A 23245-nucleotide genomic window follows, 5' to 3' on the forward strand; every position below is an offset into this window, starting at 1 on the left:
CAATCGCGACAACCATACTGCAAGGGATGCGCCTCGGTGTGCATCCCTTTTTCGTTGTAGATTGAGGTAATATGGAGCCTCTGCATATCCATCACGACGTCATTCCCGCGCAGGTGGGAACCCAGATCGCAGCGGTGAGAGACTAGATTCCCGCCTACGCGGGAAAGACGGAACTGGAATTCATGTTTGTCGATCGAGTCACTGTTGAAGTAGAAGCTGGCAAGGGAGGTGACGGCTGCGTCAGCTTCCGACGCGAGAAATATATCCCCCGTGGAGGTCCCGATGGGGGAGACGGTGGTCGGGGGGGCAGTATCATCGTTGTCGCCGAACCAGGAGTCGATAGCCTGCAGATGCTGGTGCATCGCAAGCACTGGCGCGCCCGCAGCGGTACTCCCGGCGGTGGCAAAAAATGCCACGGGGCCAATGCCGAAGATCTCACGATCCTTGTTCCCCCGGGGACAGTGGTAATCGATGCCGACCACGATTTCGTGCTCAAAGATTTGGAAGCCGCCGGCGACCAGGTGATCGCCGCGCGTGGTGGAAATGGTGGAAAGGGAAACACGCGGTTCAAGTCTGCCACCAATCAGGTTCCTCGGGAGCACACTCGCGGCGGAGCGGGAGAGAATCGCCGCGTCACCTTTGAACTTAAAGTTATCGCCGATGTGGGATTGCTGGGGAAACCCAACGCCGGCAAGAGCACCCTCCTGAGTCGGGTGTCGCGTGCCCGGCCCGAGATCGCCGACTATCCGTTCACTACTAAGATTCCCAACCTGGGAATTGTGCAAGTCGATATCGACCACGCTCTAGTGATGGCCGACATTCCGGGGTTGATCGAGGGCGCCCACTCCGGCGCTGGCCTGGGCCACGAGTTTCTTCGCCATGTAGAACGCACGCGGGTGCTGATCCATTTGATCGAGCCAGAACCAATGGATGGAACCAACCCCATCGAGAACTACCACGCCATCCGTGCGGAGGTAGAGAAATACGACATCGATCTAGGCAACCGCCCGGAGATAGTCGCCGTCAGCAAGGCCGAGCTACCCGGCGCAGAAGAAGTCCGCACCGAGTTGGAACAAGCAATCGGAAAACCCGTCTTGCTCTTCTCCTCCGTCACCGGCCAGGGCCTGAATGAACTAACTCGAAAAGCCTATTCCCTGTTGAGCGAGCAGCGGCAACCGACATGAGCGAAGTGCTTGACTTGTTGGCGGTGGATGTTGGCACGAGCCGGGTGAAGTTCGGTTGGTTTCCCGGCGAGGTTATCTGTGCGACAGAACCTCCCGAGAGTCTCTTGCCGATTGCTGCTCCAAAACTCGCCGAACCCGCCGAGACCTTTTCCTGCCAACATCGGGGCGTTCCTGTTGGAGAATTCAATGCCCAGATCACAGAGTGGCTCTCTCAGTGCGAAGATCGGCGACCCCAAGTCGCGCTCGCCTCGGTAAACCCCGCTGCGGCTGGAGTCGTAGAAAAACTGTTTTCACAACTCAGTTATCCTGCCGTGCGAGTCTTGACCGGCAGCGACTTGCCGATTGTCTTACAGGTCAAAGAACCGCAGCGAGTGGGGATTGACCGGCTGCTCAATGCCGTGGCTGTTAACCGAATTCGCAAGACCGAGCAACCTGCCATCGTGATGGATCTCGGGACCGCCGTGACGGTGGATCTCATTGGCAGCAACGGCGATTTTCTGGGGGGAGCAATCCTGCCCGGCTGGTCACTCTCGGCATCCGCCCTGCACGGGGCCGCCAGTTCGCTTCCCCTATTGTCGCCTGACAACTTGCAGCTACCCGAGCATGGATTGGGGAAATGCACTACCGAAGCCATGGCTGCGGGACTCACTTGGGGCCTCGTGGGTGCGCTGGAAAAACTCATCGCCATGTACTCCGAATTCTCCCACAGCAAGCCACAGCTTTTTCTCACCGGTGGCAATGCCCCGCTTCTGCTTGAATCGCTCAACGAAAGCGTGGGACCTGTTCGACATGTGTCCCATCTGGTTCTCGCTGGAATCGCGCTTGCATGTGAGGGAAGTCGGTGACTCGCTCCAATGGTGACGACCAGACCAGTGTCTGTGTATTGACTCCCACTGGGCGGGGAGCCGTTGCTGTGGTCGCCGTGGCCGGTCGCGACGCGGTGAAGTTCGTCGACGGATGCTTTCTGGCGAGCAATGGCCGCTCACTCGATCGACAACCCTTGAGTCGTATCGTCTACGGTCACTGGGGAACAGTCGAAGGGGAAGACTTGGTTGTCTGTCGCCGCGACGAACATGAGGTCGAAGTCCATTGCCACGGCGGTGTGCAATCAGTCGCGGCCGTCGTCAGCCAGCTTGTGGCCGCCGGTTGTGACGAAATTCCCTGGCAAGAATGGATCTCGCGTCAGCACGAATGCCCGCTTGAAGCGGAGGCCCGTATCGCCTTGGCAGAGGCCACGACTTCTCGTACCGCCTTGATTCTGTTGGACCAATTGCAAGGGGCATTGCGGCGCGAAGTCGAGGCGATTCTCGCAGAGATTCAATCAGGCGAGATTGCTGCAGCCGAAGCCCGCGTAGATTGCCTTCTGGCAAATTTCTCCCTCGGCTTGCATTTGACCAGCCCTTGGCAAGTCGTCATCGCTGGCAGACCGAACGTCGGCAAGAGCAGCCTCATCAATGCGTTGGTTGGCTACCAACGAGCGATAGTCTTCGACCAGCCAGGTACCACGCGCGATGTTGTCACGACACATACGGTCATAGACGGTTGGCCCATCGAACTGAGCGACACCGCAGGCCTCCACGCAACAACCGACTCTTTAGAAGTCGCGGGCATCGAACTAGCCCATGCTCAATTGGCCCGCGCCGATCTGGTTCTCTGGGTCGAGGATGCCACGGCTTCGGACTCGATGGAGTTACTCAAACAACAAGCTTCAGATTTAGGCCTCGAATTACCTAGCAGGCAAGTCCTGGTTCTCAACAAGATCGATCTTGCTGACCAACCGATTCCCGCCAATGCAATCGCCACCAGTGCACTCACAGGCCAGGGGATCGAGCACCTCCTGGCGGCAATCGTCCAGCAGTTAGTCCCTGACGCGCCTGAGCCTGGTTCTGCGGTCCCCTTTAACATGCGGCAGGCAAGTCTGTTGTTGGCCGCCAAGGAAGCATGTGAGCAAGGCCATCAAGCGAACGCCTCAGCTGCACTCGACGAGTTGCTTGTACGCGGGGAATGAACTCAGTCGTTACACTCCCGGTCGGCCCACGCTGTAGTACGTAAATCCCCGCGACTGCATTCGTTCGGGCTCGTAGAGATTGCGGCCATCGAAGATTACGGGAGCTCGAAGCAAGCTCGCCATCTCATCCCAGTCGGGCCGCTTGTAGTCGTTCCACTCGGTCATGATGCAGAGCGCATCGGCTCCGGCGAGTGCCTCCATCTCCAAGTCGCAAAGCGTAATCTTGTTGCCGTAGATCTTTCGCACATTGTCCATCGCTTCGGGGTCATGGACCTGTACTTTGGCACCCTCCTCCAGGAGATGATCGATCAACACGAGTGCCGGCGCTTCGCGGATATCGTCGGTCCGGGGCTTGAACGCTAGTCCCCAGATGGCAATTGTCTTGCCGGAGAGCTTGCCACCGAAATGCTTGTCAAGCTTCTCGATCATGACCTGCTTTTGGCAAGTGTTGACCTCATCGACGGCCAGCAGAATCCGCGGCTCGACTCCCAAGTCAGTCGCCATCGCCGAGAGCGCCCGCACGTCCTTGGGAAAACAGCTTCCCCCATAGCCAACACCAGGGAAGAGAAATGCAAACCCAATGCGGCTGTCGTGGCCAATGCCGCGCCGCACGTCATTGATATCGCCACCCATCCGCTCGCACAGGTTGGCCATCTCGTTGATGAAGCTAATCTTGGTGGCCAGCAGAGCGTTGGCCACGTACTTGGTCATCTCCGCGCTCTCGGGAGTCATCACCAGAAAGGGATGCTCCGTCCGGAGGAATGGTTCATAAAGTTGCCGCAGCACATCGGCTGCCCGATCGCTGCGAACCCCCACCACCACGCGATCGGGTTTCACAAAATCGTCAATCGCCGCACCCTCTTTGAGAAACTCCGGATTGCTGGCAACTTCGCAATCCCGACCAGTGAGTTCCTTGAGCATCCCGTAAATGCGCGCGTTGGTTCCCACGGGCACGGTACTCTTAGTTACCAGAACAGCATCCTTTTGAAGGTGCGGAGCAATCTGTTCGACCACTTTCCATAGTGCAGACAAGTCGGCCGACCCATCGTCTCCCTGGGGAGTCCCCACGGCCAGATAGACCACCTCCGCAGGTTCCACAGCCGAGGCGAGGTCGGTCGTAAACATCAACCTGTGGACAGACAGGTTGTGTTTGACCATCTCTTCGAGCCCAGGTTCATAGATGGGAACTTCCCCGCGACAGAGTGCCTCTACTTTGGCTGCGTCGATATCAACGCACGTCACTCGATTGCCGCTGTCAGCAAAACAAGCCCCCGAAACAAGCCCCACATATCCCGTACCGATAACCGCTATTTCCATGGATAATATCTACGCCTTTTCTTTTGATGCTCTGACCGTAAACCTAACAAAGCTGGTATCTTCCCAGCATAATTGCGCAATTAGAATAAGAAAACCTACCTCATCAGGCGAGCCGGGCCGTCCTCGGCCCCGACTATCTTAACGCCCGAATTCAAGGGCAACTCGTGCCATAGAAAGCCGCCGTTGGCAATCCAACTCGTTCCTGCACCAGCTGGGCGATAGCGTCCACGTCTGTATCCGCTAGCGGGGCGACGAAATCCTCCGCCGGTCGTCGGGCAACCGTGTAGACCTGCACAAGACGAATCTCCCCTCCAGCCGCGACGATCTCCCCAAGCCGGTCACAATAGGCTACCAACTCTCTCTGCGAGGGTCCTTCCCCCGCCACCCGCATGAACAGCGATTGAATCACCAGCGGTCTCACGCGGGCCGCGGCCGTGATGTTCTTGAGGATCCGCTCAAATGGAATCGAGGTCCGTTCGATCTTGTGATAATACTCCGACGTGCCGGCATCCAGCTTGGCCCAGATCTCCCCTTGATTGGCATCGAGGATCGCCAGACCCCGCTCGACGTGTGGCCGATGAAACATACTCGCATTGGTGATCAGAACCATCTTCACGTCGTCGAGTCCCAGTTCGCGTTTCAGATCCGCGCAAGTCGAGATGATCGTGTCAAAGTTACGGTAGGTCGTCGGCTCGCCGTCGCCAGAGAAAGCGATGTCGTTAAATCGCCGCAACTCGGCAGGTGTCTCGCGGAACTTGCTCGATTCGTAAATCTCGCCCGACTTCACAAAGGCAAGCACTTCCCGCAACTCGGCAACCAGGGCATCCAGTTCCACAAACTGGGTTTCACTCTGCGAAGTGCGATCCACCTGGCAGTAAATGCAATCAAAATTGCAAACCTTGTCCGGGTTGAGATTCACCCCCACCGATATCCCCCGCGACCGCCGACTCAGCACGGGATAGACAAACCGGTAGTCCTCAAACGACCGTTCATGTAGCGTGTGGAGTTGGTGCGTAGTCATAACAGCATGATACGCCATCGAAGGCCGTTTGACTAATTCGAGCGACTTAGTCAAAGGCTGGGCGACATAGTAAAAGCGTGCCTGAATCAAAGCTGATGGGGTATCAGAAGACCGAGATTCTACTCCTACCTTGGTCGACCCTATTCCTGGCAGATCATTGCAGAGGTATGGCCTACCCGCCGTATTTTGCGCATGGACAACTCGTTTTTGCGAAATCCAAGCGAAAATGGCGTTTATTTTCAACCATCAAAGTGGTTAAAAAGTCTCCGGCTTCTATAATGAAAGACTGGAACAACATCGGGGAGAATACTCTCTCAATTCCTTTTCCAAACAAACTTTGCAAAAAAATCGACTTCTTTACTCTCATGAGGCTTGGTTTGGTGTTTGATTTGACTCGCAACAACAGGCATTTCTTCAACGGTATTGCATTTATAGCAACCGTGTTTGTCCAACTCTCATTTTCGAACCTACTGGCGACTGCCCAGGTGCGTTCACTGGGCCTGGATGTCTCGGCCTGGCAAGGCAACTTGTCGACGAACACATGGAATGCACTCCATAACACGAACGATAGAGACTTCGTGTTCATTCGTTCCAGCCGCGGGGGCACAACGGGTTTCTACAACCAAAGTGATCCCAATAACAACAACAATCAAAACACTCTCTCTCAGCGGTATGACGACCCTTACTTCGTGCAAAATATCACTCGGGCCACAGCCGCGGGAATGTTTGCGGGTCCCTATCACTTCGCTCGCCCCGATATTATCTCCAGCACGCAGAATTCGGGCGGCATTGCCAACACCGGGACTGACGAGGCCAATCACTTTCTTCAAATGGCAGGTGCCTGGATGCGTCCTGGATATTTGCTACCGGTATTTGATCTTGAAGCGGGCCAATCGCAACGCACGGCTTCGCAGCTCACTCAGTTTTCCATCGATTTTTCGAACCGTATTCAAGAAGTAACGGGCGTTCGTCCTCAGATGTACATCAATGGCAACTACGCAAGTTACGTCCAATCTTCGATTGTCAATGCGTTTCCTGACCTTTGGATTGCTCGTTGGCCGAATCAGAGCAATCCCAATTCCATTCCGGTGCAAACAGCCAATCCAAACGATTCTCTCTCTTGGCTCTACGGCCCGTGGGATAATTTCGGCGATCCACAGCCCTGGGCATTCTGGCAGTACGCCAGCACTGCGAGGCTAAGTGGATTTAACAATGGCAATAGCAACCTGGATGTTAACGTTGCCAACGGGGGCATTGAGTTCGTAAAGGACAAATTAGTGCCGGCGCTCTGGACGAATGACTCCGACGGCCAATGGACCTCGCTCACCAACTGGAATAGCGGCCAGACTCCGGTTGCTCCTGTGCAAGGCCCCGGGCAAGTGGCCCGTGTGGGGGCGTTGACGCTCCCCTCCGTGCGCTTGCCTGGAGCGAATGACACGGTCATTCTCGACCGACCAAACGCCAGCATCGATGTCACCCTCAGTTCGGGGACCCACAACATCCGCAAATTGTTTGTCCGGGAATCACTCAACATGACGGGAGGATCACTGAACGTGGGCTATGTGCCTAGTTCCGATTCCACTCCAGTATCCGCTCAGTTTTCCGCTCCGGTATCAATCACTGGCAACGCCAGTTTGAGTGCCCATACCCTCCTGATTGACCCGTTTCAAACGCTCACGCTGGCTGGGGCCTCCCTTTCGTTCGAGAGGATGGAACTCATGCCGCATGGCACTGCTCCCGCCATGATTGCCGTGCTGGGTGATGTGAGTTTCAATCCGTTGACCAGCGGCGGCGGCACCATTGCCAACGTCGCAACCCCGGGGCTTTCGAGTCAGATCGATTTGGGGGGAGAGAATCGCGTCTTCAATATTGCTGATGGCGCTGCTAACGTAGATCTGAGTATCGAAGTGCCGATCTCCAATGGCTCACTCACGAAAACGGGCCTCGGCACACTCTCTCTCTCCGGCATCAATAGTTTCAGTGGAGATGCAGTCGTTCAGCAGGGGGTATTGAGCATCAACATTCCATCCCTCGCCGATGACGCAAATGTGTCCCTTTCTACAGGGGGAATACTCGACCTCAATTTTTCCGGCCCTCCCGACATGGTGAGTAAGTTGTCCATCGACGGGACGACCCTACCCATCGGCACCTGGGGAAGCGTTGGTTCAGGTGCTCAATTCACAACCCCACTTATCACGGGCACCGGACTCTTGGAGGTGACCAGCACAGTTTCCCCCGGAGATTTCGACGGCGACGGCGATGTCGATGGCAACGACCTCACTGAATGGCAAGCCGCCTACGGCAACACCGCCGGTGCAGATGCCGATCAGGACGGCGACAGTGACGGCCAAGACTTTCTCACCTGGCAACGCAATTACACGGGCTCGAACCTACTGACGACTGCCACAGCCGTTCCTGAACCCAGTGCAATCTGCTTAATCGGGTTTGCGTTGGCATTGATGGCTGGCTTTCGCCGGTCCTAATCATTCCAGGGGCTCACGCCACCTAGCTATTAACTGCCGCCACTTCGTGGCTAAATCGCCACACCTAAACTCTTCGCTGCAGAACCGCCTATCCCCAACCACGGAGTGGTGATCGTCAATAGCCAGGGGTGCAAACCCCTGGAAATCTGAACCCTCAACAATTCAGCCCCAAAGGGGCGAATGTCCCTCACTCACGGGACAAACAAAAACCACCCCGAGTTGGCAACTCGGAGCGGTTTGAAGGTTCGAGACTAGTTCAAGCTAACCGTTAGCTGCGAGTTCGCACACAACCAAGTCCGACGCAAGCAAGACCCATCAGCAACAGGCTGGCAGGTTCAGGAATCTGTCTGATCGAGATGTTATCGAAATTCCCGCCGCTGGGAGATGACAAATCCGATGGTCCGCCTAAGCGTGCTACGTTATAAGGTTTGGCGTTTGCAGTCGTGGCGATGTTTCGAATCGCATCTACAGTACCGTCATCGCCCAAGTCCAGCTCGAAATTGATAAACGTCTCGCCGACCGTTGCTTTGAAGTGGTGCCAACCCTGCTGTATTGCCGGATTACCAACAAATGTGACCCAATTGCCTGGCGTGCCTCCAACAAACACAGTGCGAATGCCATAGCCAACGAGTGTGACACCACCAGTTTCCGGATCAGCTAGATCATTGTAGCGACCCATTTCGAGTAAGGCACCCAACGGTGCAGCAGCGCCGTTGTCGCGCAGGCCACCGGTCAAACGCTTGCCTCCAGTATCACCATCGTCGTACAGGTCAAACTCCCAGATAATGGGCGCACTATCCGATGGTGTTGTGGCGGCGAAAACCCTCTTTTGCGAAGATCCACCCCCATGGGCCAGAGATTGGCCAGGATTGCCGAACGCTGTGTCTAGCGTGCCGACACCAGCCGGCGCTTCATTCCAGACTGCGTTGAGAGCCGCAGTGTCAACGTAACTTTCAAAGTCGTCGGACAAGAGGGTGGCTGCCTGAACCTGTCCAATGCCAGCCAAGGCTACGGCAGCACACACTGCTGCCAATATATTACTTCTCTTCATTATACTAACTCCCCTCGTCGCAATTGATGCGACAAAAAACAAATCCAAAGGTGCAGAGAAAAGTGATCGTTCAGTTGGCGTAAGGCCACAAAGCCTCTCAACTTCACAGTAGTCAAAATTGGCCAAAATCGCAAGAATTTCTGCGCAGAAATATGTCTTGTTTGCGCAGGTTAGGCGTTGGAGCATGAACTGTCCAAATGTCACCCAACCGTTCTGTCGGTTCGCCCGAGGAAGGTCTTTGTGAAGCGTTCCAACGGTTCGCTATAGACTATCAATAAAAAAAACCGCTCCAATCCCAAGGGTTCGGAGCGGTTGAATATTTAAGAGCTAAGTTAAAAAACCACTAGCTGCGAATTCGCGCGAAACCCAGCCCAACGCAAGCGAGACCCATCAGCAACATGCTGGCGGGTTCGGGGACAACGCTGAGGTTAACATTGTCGAAATTGGCACCACCCCCAGCCGAACTTAGACCGACACCCAAGCGAACGGTGTCAATGGGACTGGCACCAATGAATGCAGCAGCGAGGACTTCTGTTCCGTTGATGTTACCATCCCCATTAAGATCGATCGTGAAGGTGGCACTCGCTCCATCCAAGACCATCTTATATGTGTGCCACCCTGCCACTGGAGCATTTTGGATTGGTTGATTTGAGTCATCAACCATATTGGAAAAGGCAACCCAACTGGGGCCCGGCAACACTGCGCGGACAGCGTAGTGATTTGGGGAATTATACATACCCATTTCAAAGAGGTTGGCAACTGCGGAGCTACGCAGGCCAGCTGTCATTCGTTTGTTGGCGCTAGTTCCGTCGTCATAGATGTCTACGGTGTAGACAACAGGATTAGCAGCCGTGGGAACCAGCCCTGCAATAGTTTGTTGGTTTTGGACGCCACCGTTATTGCGATAAGACTGTCCAGGATTACCAAATGCGGTATCGAGAGTGCCGACGCCAGCCGCACCCCACACGGCCTGCATTGCCGTCGTATCTGCATACGATTCAAAATCATCACTGATAATTGTCGTGCCTAGAGCCACTGACCCTAAGCTACTGGTGAGAAAGGCGGCAACAAGTGTTGCCAAAAAAACTTGTAATTTCATTAGGACACTCCCCTCGTCGCCGATGAAGGCGACAAAAAACTAGAAAACAACAGACAGAGAAAGAACATTTAAAAACTGCTTACGGACAAATCGCCCGGCTATCTCCAGAGTAATCAGAAATTACCAAATCAGCAAGAAAATCTGCGCAATATTTTGTCTGATTTGCGAAGGTTTCTAGATTTTTTGAGCCTAAAAACCATGCTTTGAGATTCCTCCTACCAGATGATCGCGGCCTTTTTATTCATCGACGATATCACTACCATTGCGCGATCCCAATGCCAGATAAACTCTCGGGGCCAGCGATTCCTGCAGAAAGCTGACGCTCCCATCCCCTCGGGCAAAATTGACTCCCCCTGGGTGGCGACTTCCGAAAGGAAGATCGTTAACGGAAATGACCTTTGGCGTGGTCGCTGGCACCTTAGGTCGGTCGCCTAAGTCATTGTTATGCAACTGGTAACATCCGTTGAAAGGATCGTGGTTGAGTGCATATAGCTCCGTAAGATTCTTGGTGGCAAAAAGTGCAGTTGATGGTTGGGGCCCTTCGGGTGCGGGTCTAGCCTGACCACGGGTGGCAGGGATGAACGGGGGGACGGTCGAACCCGTCCAATAAGCACCAATCATCCAAGCCCGGATTTGATAGGTCCGCTCACCCATCAAAAGTGTGTTACTCGTCCCATCGGTAACTTCCCGCAACTCAACAGGCCAGTCCTGGATTAAGAGTCCGTCGTAATTATTCGGACCAAACAATCCCGTGGCACTGGAGGTTATACAAAAGTCTTCTCCACCACGATCACTTGGGCATCTCCCAGTACGGGCATAGTAAGTTCCGGCCACACCCGCGTAGCTCATGCCTTTACGATCGCTATTGCCAAACTTTTCTTCCTGCTGGGCGAGTTCTGGATCGCTGGGACAGAGATACATAGGAAGCAGAAGTTTATTTAAATCATCCATGGCTGAGCCATAGGCATCATCAGCATTCGTCTTGGTGGGGTCCGTGTATTTAGCAATAGCGTCTTGGCTCACAGCAGCCTGCTCAACATAAGGTAGGATCAACACGGGCCAGCCAAGTCCGCTTTGTGTGTCCTTGGATGAATTCAGCGTTGCTGGGGGTAAAGAGTCTTTAGCCGATTCATAGTTCAGGCACGAGAGCGCGATGTTCTTAAGGTTGTTCGTGCAACTCATCCGCCGCGCCGATTCACGTGCCGCCTGAATTGCCGGTAACAGAAGTGCTACCAGCACTCCGATGATCGCAATAACGACCAATAGCTCTACAAGGGTAAAACCAGATTGCGGACCTCGAAGGGATCGTCGAGTTAAGGAAAAGTTGCTTCCGGACATGATTGAATCCTCGCAAATAAAGGTTTCAGGCGGCGTGTCGACTCTCCTACCTATTCTAATTCAAAATCAACGGTCTGCGTTTCATCTTGCAGACTGATCGTCGCAGAAAGTCCCGACGTCTGCTGGCGACTGTATTTGGCGGGCAGAGCATTGGGGTCGTGAGAAGGTAGCGGATCTCCCTCTTTGAAACCAGCGGGTAACTTCGGGGGAGCATTAACGATCACCTGATATTGACCGGGGGGAAGTTCGATCTCATAACTCCCCTCGGGTGTGATAGCTGCTCCGATCGGTCTACCTCCAGCAGGGAAGAAACTGACCATGCCATGGTCAAGGGCCTTGGCTTGATAACTGATTTTCCCTGTTACTTGCTGCGTAGGCTCCGACTTAGCACAACCAATAGCTATGGCAAGAATGGCCTGAATAAACAGCAAATGAGTTCGTGTCATCTGGCAACTCCGTTGGGAAAGAGTCACGCCATCACGGTTGATCGGCAACTTCACCTCCATTGCGAGATCCCATCGAGACCCACGTGATAGGATCAATACTGTCGGCGATAAAATGGACACTCCCATCCGCGTAGACGAAGTTGAGACCCCCCGAATGAAAACTACCCCAGTAGAGGTCGTTCAGCCCGACGATTTCTTGACCTCCGGGTGGCAATGGAGGATCGTTACCGTATTGAACATGACTGACATAGTATCCTGCAGAAAATGCGCCGTTGGGAGGGTATTTTGCGTCGATGTTCTTAGAAGAATACAACAAATGGCTCGTGTCAGTACTCGCACGACCTCCTGTCAGCCATGACCGACATTGATACCAGCGCTCTCCTCCCAGAAACGTATTACTAGTTCCGTCGGTCACATCTTTGAACTTCACCTTGCTATCGAAGTACAAGCAACCATCCGTGTTTACCGCTCCGGTAAAACCCGAATAGCTTAGAACCTGATCTTGATCGTTGCGGGCATAAGCCGAGCCGGCGACCCCTGCATAGTTCGTCGCTTCCCACTGTTCTCCCCGAGCGTTCAAAATGAGATCGTCATACCGAACGCCATCACTAGGACATTTATAGACATTCAATTGCAATTTGCTAAACTCAAGTTCCCCAGGTTGGCGATTCGGGGCATTATCCAACTCATAGACGTCAGGAGCTTCCAATCGCGGGGCACCTCGCCCGCCGGAAACCATCTTGGTATTTTCCTTGAGTCGATCAGTCATTTCCGTCCCAAGCGACGTGAATTCCGCGTAGGGTAAAATTTCAACTAGCCAAGAAAAACCATTACGATCTTTGGGAGTGTTTGGAATTATTCCCGGGGGAAGAACTTTACTCGAAGATTCATAGTTTAATATTGATAAGCCGATTTGCTTGAGATTATTGGTACAACTCATCCGTCGCGCAGATTCACGCGCAGCTTGGATGGCCGGCAACAACAGCGCCACCAAAACCCCAATGATGGCTATCACGACCAGCAGTTCGACCAGCGTAAAACCGCGTCTTTGACGGCAACGAGTGATTTCAGAAGTAATGCCTAAAGACATTCTTTGATCCTTAAGTCGAATTAGCAGGGGCTAGAAGTCGCGCAGATAACAACAAGGAGAATTTTGCAAGACCTTTTCATTATACGCAGTTTTGCAGAAAAGCCAAAGAGAATCCAGCGCATTAATTTATCGCACTTGCGCACGAAAACTCGCCTGGGTCTCCCGTAGGCCGGGCCGAGCAACGCGAGTTCCGGCACAGCAGCGTCTCCCGCGCCGCCAACCCCGTTAGCCGCGCCGCGCCAGGCGAGTCTAACGAGTCAGAGCGAAGCGAGTCTCCCGCCCCGCAACGCCAACCCAGCAACATTGCCAGAACTTCCGGCTTACTTCCCAAAAAAACCGCGCCGTGGACTGCCCCAGTACCACGACGCGGCCTAATAAATCAATGAGACCCAAATTAGACGGCCAGTCTACGACTCCTGCCAGCCAATCCTGCCATGGCCAAAATCAAGAGCGCTGCCGAAGCGGGCTCAGGCACAGCAGCCAAAGTTGGACTGAGCGGCGTGCCATACTGCGACTGCCAAACGCCCAGGTCGATTCCATCGACATTTTGATCGCCGTTGGCATCCCCATCCGCCAAGGTTGCCCCACCCATCAGATTCGCGTTCCGCTGCCAAGTAAGGAAATCTTTGCCGTCCACGTCCCCGTCGCCATCGAAGTCGGCATCGCCCATTGGTGCAACGACGTCGACCAAGCGGAGGGAGATGTTGTCATAGGCGGCAAACGCGGCTTCTAAGACTGTTCCGCCAGACGAAGGGAGAGCTGAAGGGGGACCGAAGCGGAGATTAGTATAACCTAGTGCGGAAGTTGTGATAGCGACCGTGTCCATGGCATCTACGCCAGGAGTACCGTTGCCTGGCCCTGGAGTGAGCGGATCATTAGTGAGGCCATCTCCATAAAGATCCAGACTAAAGACGATCTGATTGACACTGATGACGGCCTTAAAAGTATGGAAACCAGCACCTACCTCTGACTGTGTATTTAACAAATCATTCAAAGGAACATCCATATTTACAGTGTCGCCAAAATTGACCCAGTTAGGGTTGGGTTCATCGCCCGCCACCGAGGGAAAGAGAATGGCGCGATAGTTGAACCCAGGAGCTGGATCATTATACAAACCCATCTCGATAATGTTTTCGGTGGTACCCCCTGAAACTCCACGCAGACCAACAGTCAATCTCTTGTTGGCTGAAAGTGCATCATCACCAAAATCGAATGATAAAACAACATTCTGAGTGGCTGACGGAGTAATCGTACCGAAAGTCATTTGATTGACCGTACCTCCCCCTGCAACACCTGAAGAGCCGGCCAGATCGCAGTTGCCTTGACCGGTCGCGTCATTCGCCGAGCCACAGAATTGAGCAAAGTTCGTGAGATTGGTCCCGCCATAAAATGGCACAGTGTCTCCCATCACCAGAGTGGTGGCGTTATCAGGTCTAGCAGGAACACTAGAAGGCCACGCCGCCAAGAGTTGGGCTGATGTGGTGTAAGATTCAAAATCTTCCACAATGATGTCAGTATCAGCAATCGTCACGTTCGTCATCATCGCACAGAGAAAAGCCGTCAAAGCAAATCTTTGAAACATCTAAAAGTCCTCACATAAAAGTAGTCTTGGTGGTCTTTGTCAAAGCGATCGAGGACCCTACCTGGGTACTATCCGAAGGAGCATAGCCGCCCAGCGGGAAAAGTTGTTCGCCCCTACAGTCGATCATAATGTAAGAGTGTTAAAAAACGAAACATTTTGTGCGCAATTATTTCTCTCCGAAGCGCAAGTTATGTCCCAAAGTCCAGGAATTAGCGACGATCTTTGAGCTATGGCACTCTGACTTATTTGGTCATTAGTCCTTGGATTTGGTCAAATACGCCAGTTTGCTACCACGGATGGGGTTCCCGGAGGCCGGACCGAACCACGCGAGTTCCGATACAGTGGCGTCTCCACAACCGCGAAACCCGTTTGCCGCGCCGCGCCCGACGAGTCTAACGAGTCAGACCGAAGCGAGACTCAAACGCCGCCAGCCCAACGCAGATACACCCCCGGTACTCGCTCCACGCGTTCGCGGCCTACGACCCAGGCCAAGAATTCTTGTAGAAATTGGACACCCGATGTCAGACAATAGGCCTCGCCAACCTCTAGGCGAATTCTTCGACCGTAGGAATTATTCGCCTACATATCATGGCGGTCAATAAGCTTCGTCATTCAGACTCCTTTGGTCATTGGACATTGCTTTTCCATTGTCTCTCTTTGCTCATGTTCAACCAACCCCCGGCGAATTATTCAGAAAGTTTTTCCAGAAAGAGATTATGTGGGAGCCGAGAGTATTGTGTTGCAAAACTCCTCTACGCGTGTGGCCTCGCAATCCACATAAGTCTTGCCTCGCCAATAAGTTGAAGCGTGGCGGGCCGACGCAATGAGAGGGGGTTTATTTATTAAAAAAAAGAACTCGGCAAAAAAGGGCAAGGCAACCAATGGAGATGGGGCTCCTCACATCGGTCTGGCCCAAATTTCATTGTAGCATTTGGCCACCAGATTTCAGAGAATAGTCGTCGCCAACCGTGAGGCGGATTCTTTGACAACATGAATATTGTCCCAGCCGCTTGCGGCTTAGGAACGACTCATAAATCACTTCCCTATTTCGCAAGAATTATTCGCCTAGTTTCGGTATCAATGGGAGCTTTATGAGCCTTGAATGAACAGAAGGAAACAGAGACATGAACACTCCGTTTCCTTTGTCTTCGCTGCTGGAAAGTCCTCCACAATGCACCCCTTGTTTTCGCAAGCCTCTGAAACAACTCATGACGTGATCGGTGCGGCGATTGAGGTACACAAGGACAAGGGACCGGGATTATTGGAATCGATATACGAGTGGTGCTTGACTCGAGAACTCGAACTGCGAGGCCATTTGGTCCAAAGTCAAGACAAAGTAATTATTCGATATAAGCATTTTGAACGCGAAGATCCGCTGAAATTCGACTTACTCATTGATAAGTGCTTGTTTGTTGAGGTCAAAGCCGTTGAAACCGTTCACCCAATCCATAAAGCACAGTTGCTCAGCTACATGAAACTTCTTGATATCCCTTTAGGTTTTGATCATCAACTTCAACGTACCCAAGCTAACCGATGGTCTGTCGAGGTTGATCCTCCCAGGAGCTAACTTGGAGTGAGTGAGAAGAGTAGACAGAGGAAACAGAGGAATTGGCCTCTGTTGTCTCCCTTTCCTCCTGTTCAAACAATTCCAGGATGTACCGAAATAGGTCAAAGTTATTATGGAGCAGTTCCTTTACGCTGCAATTGCTAACTAGTATTGCGCACCGATTCTGCATGGCCCGACGCTTCTGAAAAATCTGGCCAGATCCCTCGGGGTACCTCGGGATGACACGAACTCTCAAGCACTTGCCCGAATGTCGAGGTGTGCCAACCGACAGAAGAGTTCACACCGCAGGGCGAGTTCGTCGAACGTTCCCACGTCGACGATACGACCCGCGTCCATCACCACGATGCGGTCGGCCAGTGTGAGGGTGTTGGGTCGATGGGTAATCATAAAGGCCGTGCGGCCTTGTATGAATCGTTCGAGCACTTCGTGAATGAGCCGTTCGCTCTCGACATCGATCTGGCTGGTGGCCTCGTCGAGGATCAGAATCTCCGGATTTCGCAGAATCGCCCGCGCGAGGGCCAGTCGCTGTCGCTGTCCGCCGGAGAGTCGATTGCCGCTCGGCCCGCAGAGGGTTTGATACCCCTCGGCCAGCGTGCTGGTGACAAACCGATGGGCGTGGGCCTGCTGGGCAGCTTCGATGATCTGGTCCATCGTTGCCCCGGGGGAACCGTAGCGGATGTTATTCGCCACCGTATCGTCGAACAGCAGCGTTTCCTGGGTGACCACGCCGATCCGCTCGCGCAGGTCGGGCAGGCGCATGTCTCGCAGGTCGATGCCACCGATGGTGACGTTACCCTCGTTGGGGTCGTAGAACCTTGGCAGAAGATTCATGAGCGTCGATTTTCCGCACCCGTTGGGGCCCACGATCGCGATGGTTTCACCCGAGTCAACACTCAGGCTCACATTGTCGAGGACCAACTCGCTTGGTTGATAGGAGAAGGCGACTTCATTGAAATGAATCGGTCCCAAGCGGGCAGGGAGTTTCTTTGGTTGCAGGGGGAGTTGCAGTTTCGTCTCGCGGTCCATGAGTTCGTAGATGCGATCGCTGGACGCAGAGGCCCGTTGCAAATAATTGAACACGCTCGAGAGGCGACGACTCGGTTCGATGATTCCAGCCAGCATGGCATAGAACGCGGTAAGCATTCCATGCGAAAGGGGATGGGAGCTGATGCGAATTCCATACAGGTGGGTCTGTTGATTGAGCACCAGATAGCCTCCTGCTGCGACCACGCCGACGATGATCATCAGCCCGATCAATTCCGTCGTCGGGCTTACCAGCGAATCGTAGAACGCGATCCGCATCGAGCGCCGATAGTATTGCCGCGAGATGCGGTGGAACCGACTCCGCTCGTGGGATTCCATCGTGAAAGCCTTGATCACCTTGATGCCGTCAAAGGTCTCTTCGAGGTGTTCGTAGACACTCGAGAGTTCCTGCATTGCCCGGCGATTAGCCCGTTTGAGCGACTTGGCCAGCCAGTGAATAGCGTAGATCGCCGGGGGGGCACAGATCGCGGTGATCAACAATAGTTGCCAGCTAATCATGGCCGCACCGATCAAGCATGCGATCATCTTGAGTGGTTCACGAATCGCCATCCCGTACAGGGCTTGGGTCCCCAGGCAGATCCATTCCATGTCCGAAGTGAATCGGGTCATCAAGTCGCCATTGGAGGTTTGGCGAAGTGTTCCCAGATCAAGCCGCATGGTTCGTCGATAGAACTGCTTGCGGAGTTCCAGCAGCGTGAGGTGCCCGAGCTTCGAGACGAGCAGACTATTGATTACCCGCAGCCAACCCTTGAGAATGGTGCTGATGACTATCATGAGGCAGATCCCCATGAGTGTGCCAAACGGCGTCGAGGGAAGCCGCTTTTTCGCAACCGGCAAGGCCCATTGATAGGAAGCGAGCCATTGTTCGTTCGACTTTTTGTCCTGCAGCAAGCCAGCTAGCTGGGCACGGGTGGCTGGGGAATCGGCGGCCGCAAGATGCTCCTTGCAAGCAGCGATTTCCCTATCTAATTCCGCTAGCTGGGCATTGGTGTCATCAATCCAGCTGGAGATCAGCCCCGGAATAGCCTTGCCATGCATCACCCCATCGACGACCGGCATAAGCGCCGAAAAATTGGCAGCCCACAGCACGGCAATCCCCAGCGAGCAGAAGATCGACGCGATAACTGTCAGTCGATAACGCAGGGCGATGTGGGCCACACGCGCAAAATTGTTCATGGATCGTCCTTGACCACGGGGAGTCGCCGCCGAGCGAGAATTGCGGCAGGCCGATTTTTACCAGATTCGCCCTGGGTAACCAAGATCGCTCATTGCTAGCACTGGAAGGCAACTCTATCGATTTGTTGGATTCTACCGATTCTTCCGTCGATACCAATTTTACGAGATTGCTCTCTCCCGGCACGCCCCGTAGCGCGTCGGTGCGTAGCGGTGCGAAGGATTGGATTCGCCCTGCATTTTAACAAAATTCGAGCAACTCCGTTCTTGCAATCAGGGGGGATTCTGATGAAACAATTCTTGGTCTGCGTTGCCATTCTTGCGATGGTGACCACCGGCTGTGCCGGAAATCGTATGCTCGGTGGTGGTTGTGGCGGGCAAGCGTGCGGGGTAACGACCTCTCAAAGGGCTCCTCGGCCCGCACTTCGCAGCAATCAATTCTGCGGGACGCAGCAGTGTTCTTATGACGGCTGCTGCGATGCCGGTTGCGGTTGCGATACCTGCAGTGATGCTTGCTGCGGTTGCGATGCGTCGTGTGGATGCGATGCCTCATGTGGATGCGACATCTGTTGTGAGCCTTCTTGCGGTGGCTGTGCCTCGTGCACTGACGGCTGCTGCGACCCGTATGGCAATGGCTGCTCAGGTGGCTGCCAAATGGGTGGTGGCCGCTGCGGAATGGGCAATGGTGGCATGTGCGGCAATGGCGGCATAGGCAATGGTGGCCGCACTATGTGCGGAGCCTGTGGTGGCCGCGGCTGCGGAGCCTGTGGCGGATGTGGGTTCGTAGGAGCCATCGCTAGTGGATTCTGCCCGCATGCGGGTGGTTATCCCGAGAGCTACAACTTCACCCCAGGACCACCCGTAGGACAAACCGCCTATCCGTACTACACGGTCCGCGGCCCACGCGACTTCCTGCAGAACAACCCGCCCTCGATCGGGCCCTATTGAGATCGCGTTGACGAATCAGAGCGTGGAGGGAAACACGCACTCTAGCCAGTCGCCTGTGCAGGGATGCACGATTAAGGCGACTGGCTTTTTTGATGCGCGGAGGCATTTGGTGCCATTTCTTTTGGGTCGCGGCTGATCGGTTCTACTATCTGACTTGCAACGCTGGACTGAGCAGTTTGTCGATGCGCACGAATTCGTAGCCGCGTTGTTGGAGCACTTCTACCAATTCACCTAGCTTGTCGTACATCTTGTCTTTGCGAGTCGTTCCCAGGTGGAGTAACAGTAGGTGGCCATTGAGACCGGTTGTTTCGCTGTTTTCGTAAGCGAGAATCTCTTGCAGGAGTTGGTCTGAAGTGCGGTAGGCCTGGTGTTCTTCGGGGGCAAAGTCGCGATGCGAACCGCTACCGAGGGTAAAATTGATCATCTGGCATCCCAGTTCTTTGGCCCAGAGGGTGTGCTGGGCGTTGTGCCACTCAAACGGAGGCACAAAGTAGATTGGCTCACTCCGGTCGGCCCCCAGTTCGCCGAGTTCGGCCAGGTTACGATAAAGGTCAGCCTGAAAGCGTTCTTTAGAAACGAGAGATTTCTGGCGCTCCTCCCACGGAGCGTAGAGCAGGTGTCCATCCGAATGGGGTCCGACATAGTGGCCGGCTTCTAAGGCACTCCGTGTCCAATCTCGCATCGACGGTGCATCGAGCGCTTTGCCGGTCAAAAAGAACGCGGCTGGGATGTTGTGTTCGGCCAAGGTATTGAAAACCGATTCTGCACCGTCGACATGTTCGTCGGCCGTAAACAAGAGAGCCAACTTCTTGTCTGTGGGAGACGCTCTTCGGATCGCACCTGCATCGAGCTGAAAATCGGCTGCAGGGCTTAGCACTCGACGCGCGACAGCCTGCCTCGCTTCGTTCGGAGCGATGCCGAAGTGTGCCATCATGAAGATTGCATCCGCAGTACCATCCATCGTGGGTTCGTTGGTTGAGTAGTCGCCGATGTCATCATGATAGACGACATGGGTGTTCTGAAATTCGGCGAATTCATCCTCGTTTTCGAGGTGCAGTCCTAGGAGGCTCTCGTAGACCTTTGCGTAAACAGGGCCATCCACCAGGCCTCCAGGTACTGCGCGGCGTGTGAGTTTCCAGATCGCGGTGTGAACGTCCTCTGGGGACTCGCCGTCGTGAGGGATTCCAGTGAACATGGCAGTACCCCACGGGTTGCGGCCAAAGAGCCAGTCACGTTGGGCCAGCATGTGGTGATGGTATTTCAGGTCGCCGGTCATCCGCTCGTAGAGCAAGATCTGAGTGATGAGCGCCGTGGTCAAATTGTTGGAACACCAAATAAAAGGTACTCCCACGCCGAACGCATTCTTGTTGGCTCGGGCAATCGTAGCTTCGATGCCTGAGCGATAGTAATCAGCTAACTTAGCCTGCTGCTCGGTGTCGGCATGGGGGTACAACGCAAAGTGGCCGACGTTCAGGAAGGGATAGTACTGATAATGGCCCGCAGTTTCGAGCGGCATCCAAGAGGTGTCAGCGGCCAGGTGTGCATAGTGGATCGCTGCCTCGAGAAATGCCTCTTCGCCTGTGGCGGTATAGAGTTCGGCGGCAGCCCATTCCATGTCATCTGCCCAAGTCGTCTCACTGTAGCGATAGGGGGCACCATAAGAATTGCCTTGTTGGACTCCTTCTTTCGCCTTTCCCATCGCATAGAATTCTCGTGCGGCTTGGAGGCAACGGGCAGCGAATACGGGGTCATGTAAGTCCTCCTTCCAAATTTGGTGAGCCAGTGCCATGGCGACTGCACAACGGCCCGCGATGTTTGCCAAACCAGTTGATTCGCTTTTGAACTCGCGCAAACCCTGAGGCTTACCGTCCGCGCCGTAGACAACGCGGTAACTATTCGGACCCCAACCATAATCTGACGTATCCTGATCGGGCATTTTCCATCCGTTGTGGTCTCGGTCGTCGGCGACTTGATGGTAGAGTTCGTCGGCGCTTGGATGCAGTTTGAAAAGCCAATCCAATCCCCAGCGGGCTTCATCGAGGACGTCAGGGATCTGGTTGGGGAGAGGATGCCCCAATCGATCGGTACGATCATCGAATTTGGTAGGTTCAAGACGATAGGCCAGCAGCATTCGTGCAGTGGCATTGCTGCCCGTAAGTAGATATTTGAGTTGGTCACCCGCGTCGTGCCATCCTCCGCTGGAGTCGACAAACGTGCCTGCAGGGAGTGGGCCAAATGCGGTTCTGCCATCCCGCTGGTGGCAGACCAGATCAAGCACCGGGTTGTAGCCACAGCGCTGTTGCCGCATAAATCGCAGCAGTGATTCGACGTTATTCCCATAGGCATCTTCGCCGATGGTAAATGGGCGCGATACTTCTCCCGAGTTGTCGATCTTGAGCCGATAGCGACCCGGTGCGGAAAACTTACTGAAATCGAGTTGATAGTGATGGTCAAAAGTTCCCCAACCTGGTGCGGGTGAGGGAGCGATGGTTTCTGAGAAGACGACTTTGCCTGATGGTACCTCCAGGAGAGCAAACTCTCCCTCAACGGGATTATGGGAGAAGGCTATCGCGACTTTGACATCCTCGGGTTGATAGCCTACCTGATTGACCCTCAGATGTACGGAGTCGCCAGCAGAGAGATAGCCGATATTGCTTGTCAGCGAGAGTAGACCCACGAGAGATATCGACACTAGGTGTTGGAAGGAGGGCTGAGATTTCATCTCTTTGGTTCTTCTAGACAATTTTATTGGCTGTTTGAAATAGATTAGAGTCTAAGCGTGTACGAATCACTTGCACAATGCTTGCAGCTTTTTTGGGCTGATCAGGGTGCGCTCTCGCACAAGTTTTTTCGGGTCGCGGCTCAATGGTAGCAGGAGTGCCGGGTCGACAAGGTCAACTGATTGACCCTGCTTTGGTGCGGGAGTAGGATCGATGCGTTGATCCGTTTTAAACAATAACGCTCAGTCGACTAAGGAGGAATCTGATATGAAGCGAATGGTTTGGGGAATAGTGGCCGTCCTCTTCGCGGTGTGTGGGTCTGAGGCGGCTATTGCGGCTGATGGTGCGGCGGACAAGGCAGCGATCGAAAAATCGGTTGCATCGTATGTGGCCGCGTTCAATGCGCATGATTCTGCTGCGTTGGCTGCGCATTGGTCGCCGGAGGCGGTATATACCAATCCGCGAACGGGAGACCAATTGTTCGGCCAAGAGGCGATTAAGCAGGAGTTCGACGCTCTTCTTGCTGAGGCGAAGGACGCCAAACTAGATGTCGCCGTGACTTCGATCGACTTTGTGTCACCCCAGGTCGCAGTCGAGAATGGTGTGGCGACCGTGACGGGGTCGAAAGGTGAGGCGGAAGTCACAAGCTATCAGGCAGTGCATATCAAACAGGGGGGCAAGTGGTTGTTGGATCGGGTGAGTGAAGAAGAAGTCGTCGCAACTTCCTCGCACTACGATCAGCTCAAAGACCTTGAGTGGATGATCGGTACTTGGTTGGACGCTGATGGTGAGAATCAAATCGAGACGACTTGTCAGTGGACACGCAACAACAATTTCATGCTGCGAGCTTTCAAAGTAAGCGTCGAAGACCAAATCGATACGTCGGGACTGCAGTTAATCGGCTGGGATCCGGCGCAAGGCAAAATTCGCTCCTGGGCCTTCGATTCCAATGGTGGCTTTGCCGAGGGGACCTGGACCAGGAAGAAAGACCGTTGGCTCATAGATTCCAATGCTACCTTGCCTGATGGCCAGATGGCCTCTTCGATGAACATCATGACCAAGATTGATGAGAACACATTTGGGTGGCAAATGACGGGCCGAGAGGTGGATGGCAAGATCTTGCCAAATATCAACGAGGTGAAAGTGTCGCGAGTTACTGTGCCGGAGTAGACAG

18 protein-coding genes are annotated in these 23245 nt (G+C 54.1%); 8 read left to right on the forward strand and 10 right to left on the reverse strand.

Annotated features, from left to right (window positions below; translation table 11 throughout):
* The first annotated feature begins 182 nt into the window (after window positions 1-182).
* Genes obgE through Pla144_RS05320 form a run of 3 tightly spaced genes read left to right on the forward strand, consistent with a single transcriptional unit; the run spans window position 183 to window position 3192 of the window.
* Window positions 183-1184, forward strand: coding sequence for a GTPase ObgE (obgE, locus tag Pla144_RS05310; RefSeq protein ID WP_146448491.1), 1002 nt, complete (start codon window positions 183-185; stop codon window positions 1182-1184).
* Window positions 1181-2029 carry a type III pantothenate kinase gene (locus tag Pla144_RS05315; protein ID WP_146448494.1) on the forward strand — a complete coding sequence of 283 codons (849 nt, stop codon included), beginning with the start codon at window positions 1181-1183 and terminating at the stop codon, window positions 2027-2029. The genes obgE and Pla144_RS05315 overlap by 4 nt, the downstream gene beginning before the upstream one ends.
* Window positions 2026-3192: a GTPase gene (locus tag Pla144_RS05320; RefSeq protein WP_146448496.1), complete on the forward strand. Its 1167-nt coding sequence runs from the start codon at window positions 2026-2028 to the stop codon at window positions 3190-3192. The genes Pla144_RS05315 and Pla144_RS05320 overlap by 4 nt, the downstream gene beginning before the upstream one ends.
* Window positions 3193-3201: 9 nt before the next feature.
* Here Pla144_RS05320 and Pla144_RS05325 read toward each other — a convergent pair whose 3' ends face one another.
* Both Pla144_RS05325 and Pla144_RS05330 read right to left on the reverse strand, forming a co-directional pair.
* A complete protein-coding gene (locus Pla144_RS05325; RefSeq protein ID WP_146448498.1) occupies window positions 3202-4509 on the reverse strand; it encodes a UDP-glucose dehydrogenase family protein in 1308 nt (435 codons plus the stop codon).
* 151 nt (window positions 4510-4660) lie between these two features.
* A complete protein-coding gene (locus Pla144_RS05330) occupies window positions 4661-5530 on the reverse strand; it encodes a radical SAM protein (protein WP_146448500.1) in 870 nt (289 codons plus the stop codon).
* 380 nt (window positions 5531-5910) lie between these two features.
* Between Pla144_RS05330 and Pla144_RS05335 the strand changes: the two genes are divergently transcribed.
* Complete coding sequence (locus Pla144_RS05335) at window positions 5911-8013, forward strand: GH25 family lysozyme (RefSeq protein WP_197530397.1); 2103 nt, start codon at window positions 5911-5913, stop codon at window positions 8011-8013.
* Between the two features lie 268 nt (window positions 8014-8281).
* Here Pla144_RS05335 and Pla144_RS05340 read toward each other — a convergent pair whose 3' ends face one another.
* From Pla144_RS05340 to Pla144_RS05365, 6 genes are all read right to left on the reverse strand, one after another.
* A complete protein-coding gene (locus Pla144_RS05340) occupies window positions 8282-9064 on the reverse strand; it encodes a PEP-CTERM sorting domain-containing protein (protein ID WP_197530398.1) in 783 nt (260 codons plus the stop codon).
* 343 nt (window positions 9065-9407) lie between these two features.
* The gene (locus Pla144_RS05345; protein WP_146448507.1) at window positions 9408-10163 is read right to left on the reverse strand and encodes a PEP-CTERM sorting domain-containing protein; all 756 of its coding nucleotides are present in this window, start codon (window positions 10161-10163) and stop codon (window positions 9408-9410) included.
* A gap of 237 nt (window positions 10164-10400) precedes the next feature.
* Window positions 10401-11501 (reverse strand): DUF1559 domain-containing protein, encoded by a 1101-nt coding sequence (locus Pla144_RS05350; RefSeq protein ID WP_146448509.1) that lies wholly within the window; start codon window positions 11499-11501, stop codon window positions 10401-10403.
* Window positions 11502-11551: 50 nt separating this feature from the next.
* Window positions 11552-11947, reverse strand: coding sequence for a hypothetical protein (locus Pla144_RS05355; protein ID WP_146448512.1), 396 nt, complete (start codon window positions 11945-11947; stop codon window positions 11552-11554).
* Between the two features lie 31 nt (window positions 11948-11978).
* Window positions 11979-13037, reverse strand: a complete 1059-nt coding sequence (locus Pla144_RS05360; protein ID WP_146448514.1) for a DUF1559 domain-containing protein — start codon at window positions 13035-13037, stop codon at window positions 11979-11981.
* Window positions 13038-13431: 394 nt separating this feature from the next.
* Window positions 13432-14619, reverse strand: coding sequence for a PEP-CTERM sorting domain-containing protein (locus Pla144_RS05365; RefSeq protein ID WP_146448517.1), 1188 nt, complete (start codon window positions 14617-14619; stop codon window positions 13432-13434).
* 1171 nt (window positions 14620-15790) lie between these two features.
* Between Pla144_RS05365 and Pla144_RS05370 the strand changes: the two genes are divergently transcribed.
* Complete coding sequence (locus tag Pla144_RS05370) at window positions 15791-16186, forward strand: GxxExxY protein (RefSeq protein WP_197530399.1); 396 nt, start codon at window positions 15791-15793, stop codon at window positions 16184-16186.
* Between the two features lie 231 nt (window positions 16187-16417).
* Here Pla144_RS05370 and Pla144_RS05375 read toward each other — a convergent pair whose 3' ends face one another.
* Window positions 16418-18406, reverse strand: a complete 1989-nt coding sequence (locus tag Pla144_RS05375) for an ABC transporter ATP-binding protein (RefSeq protein ID WP_146448519.1) — start codon at window positions 18404-18406, stop codon at window positions 16418-16420.
* 460 nt (window positions 18407-18866) lie between these two features.
* On the opposite strand from Pla144_RS05375, the gene Pla144_RS05380 reads away from it, so the two are divergent.
* Both Pla144_RS05380 and Pla144_RS05385 read left to right on the forward strand, forming a co-directional pair.
* Window positions 18867-19115 carry a hypothetical protein gene (locus tag Pla144_RS05380; protein ID WP_146448522.1) on the forward strand — a complete coding sequence of 83 codons (249 nt, stop codon included), beginning with the start codon at window positions 18867-18869 and terminating at the stop codon, window positions 19113-19115.
* Window positions 19058-19351, forward strand: coding sequence for a hypothetical protein (locus tag Pla144_RS05385; protein ID WP_146448525.1), 294 nt, complete (start codon window positions 19058-19060; stop codon window positions 19349-19351). Before Pla144_RS05380 ends, Pla144_RS05385 begins: the two co-directional genes overlap by 58 nt.
* Window positions 19352-19496: 145 nt before the next feature.
* Here the strand turns inward: Pla144_RS05385 and Pla144_RS05390 are convergent, their stop codons facing one another.
* On the reverse strand, window positions 19497-22073 hold the full coding sequence (locus Pla144_RS05390; RefSeq protein WP_146448527.1) for a glycoside hydrolase family 9 protein: 2577 nt from the start codon (window positions 22071-22073) through the stop codon (window positions 19497-19499).
* Window positions 22074-22338: 265 nt separating this feature from the next.
* Between Pla144_RS05390 and Pla144_RS05395 the strand changes: the two genes are divergently transcribed.
* Window positions 22339-23241 carry a YybH family protein gene (locus tag Pla144_RS05395; protein WP_231936173.1) on the forward strand — a complete coding sequence of 301 codons (903 nt, stop codon included), beginning with the start codon at window positions 22339-22341 and terminating at the stop codon, window positions 23239-23241.
* Window positions 23242-23245: the final 4 nt, after the last annotated feature.

It is taken from the genome of Bythopirellula polymerisocia, assembly GCF_007860015.1.
Classification (GTDB): Bacteria; Planctomycetota; Planctomycetia; order Pirellulales; family Lacipirellulaceae; genus Bythopirellula; species Bythopirellula polymerisocia.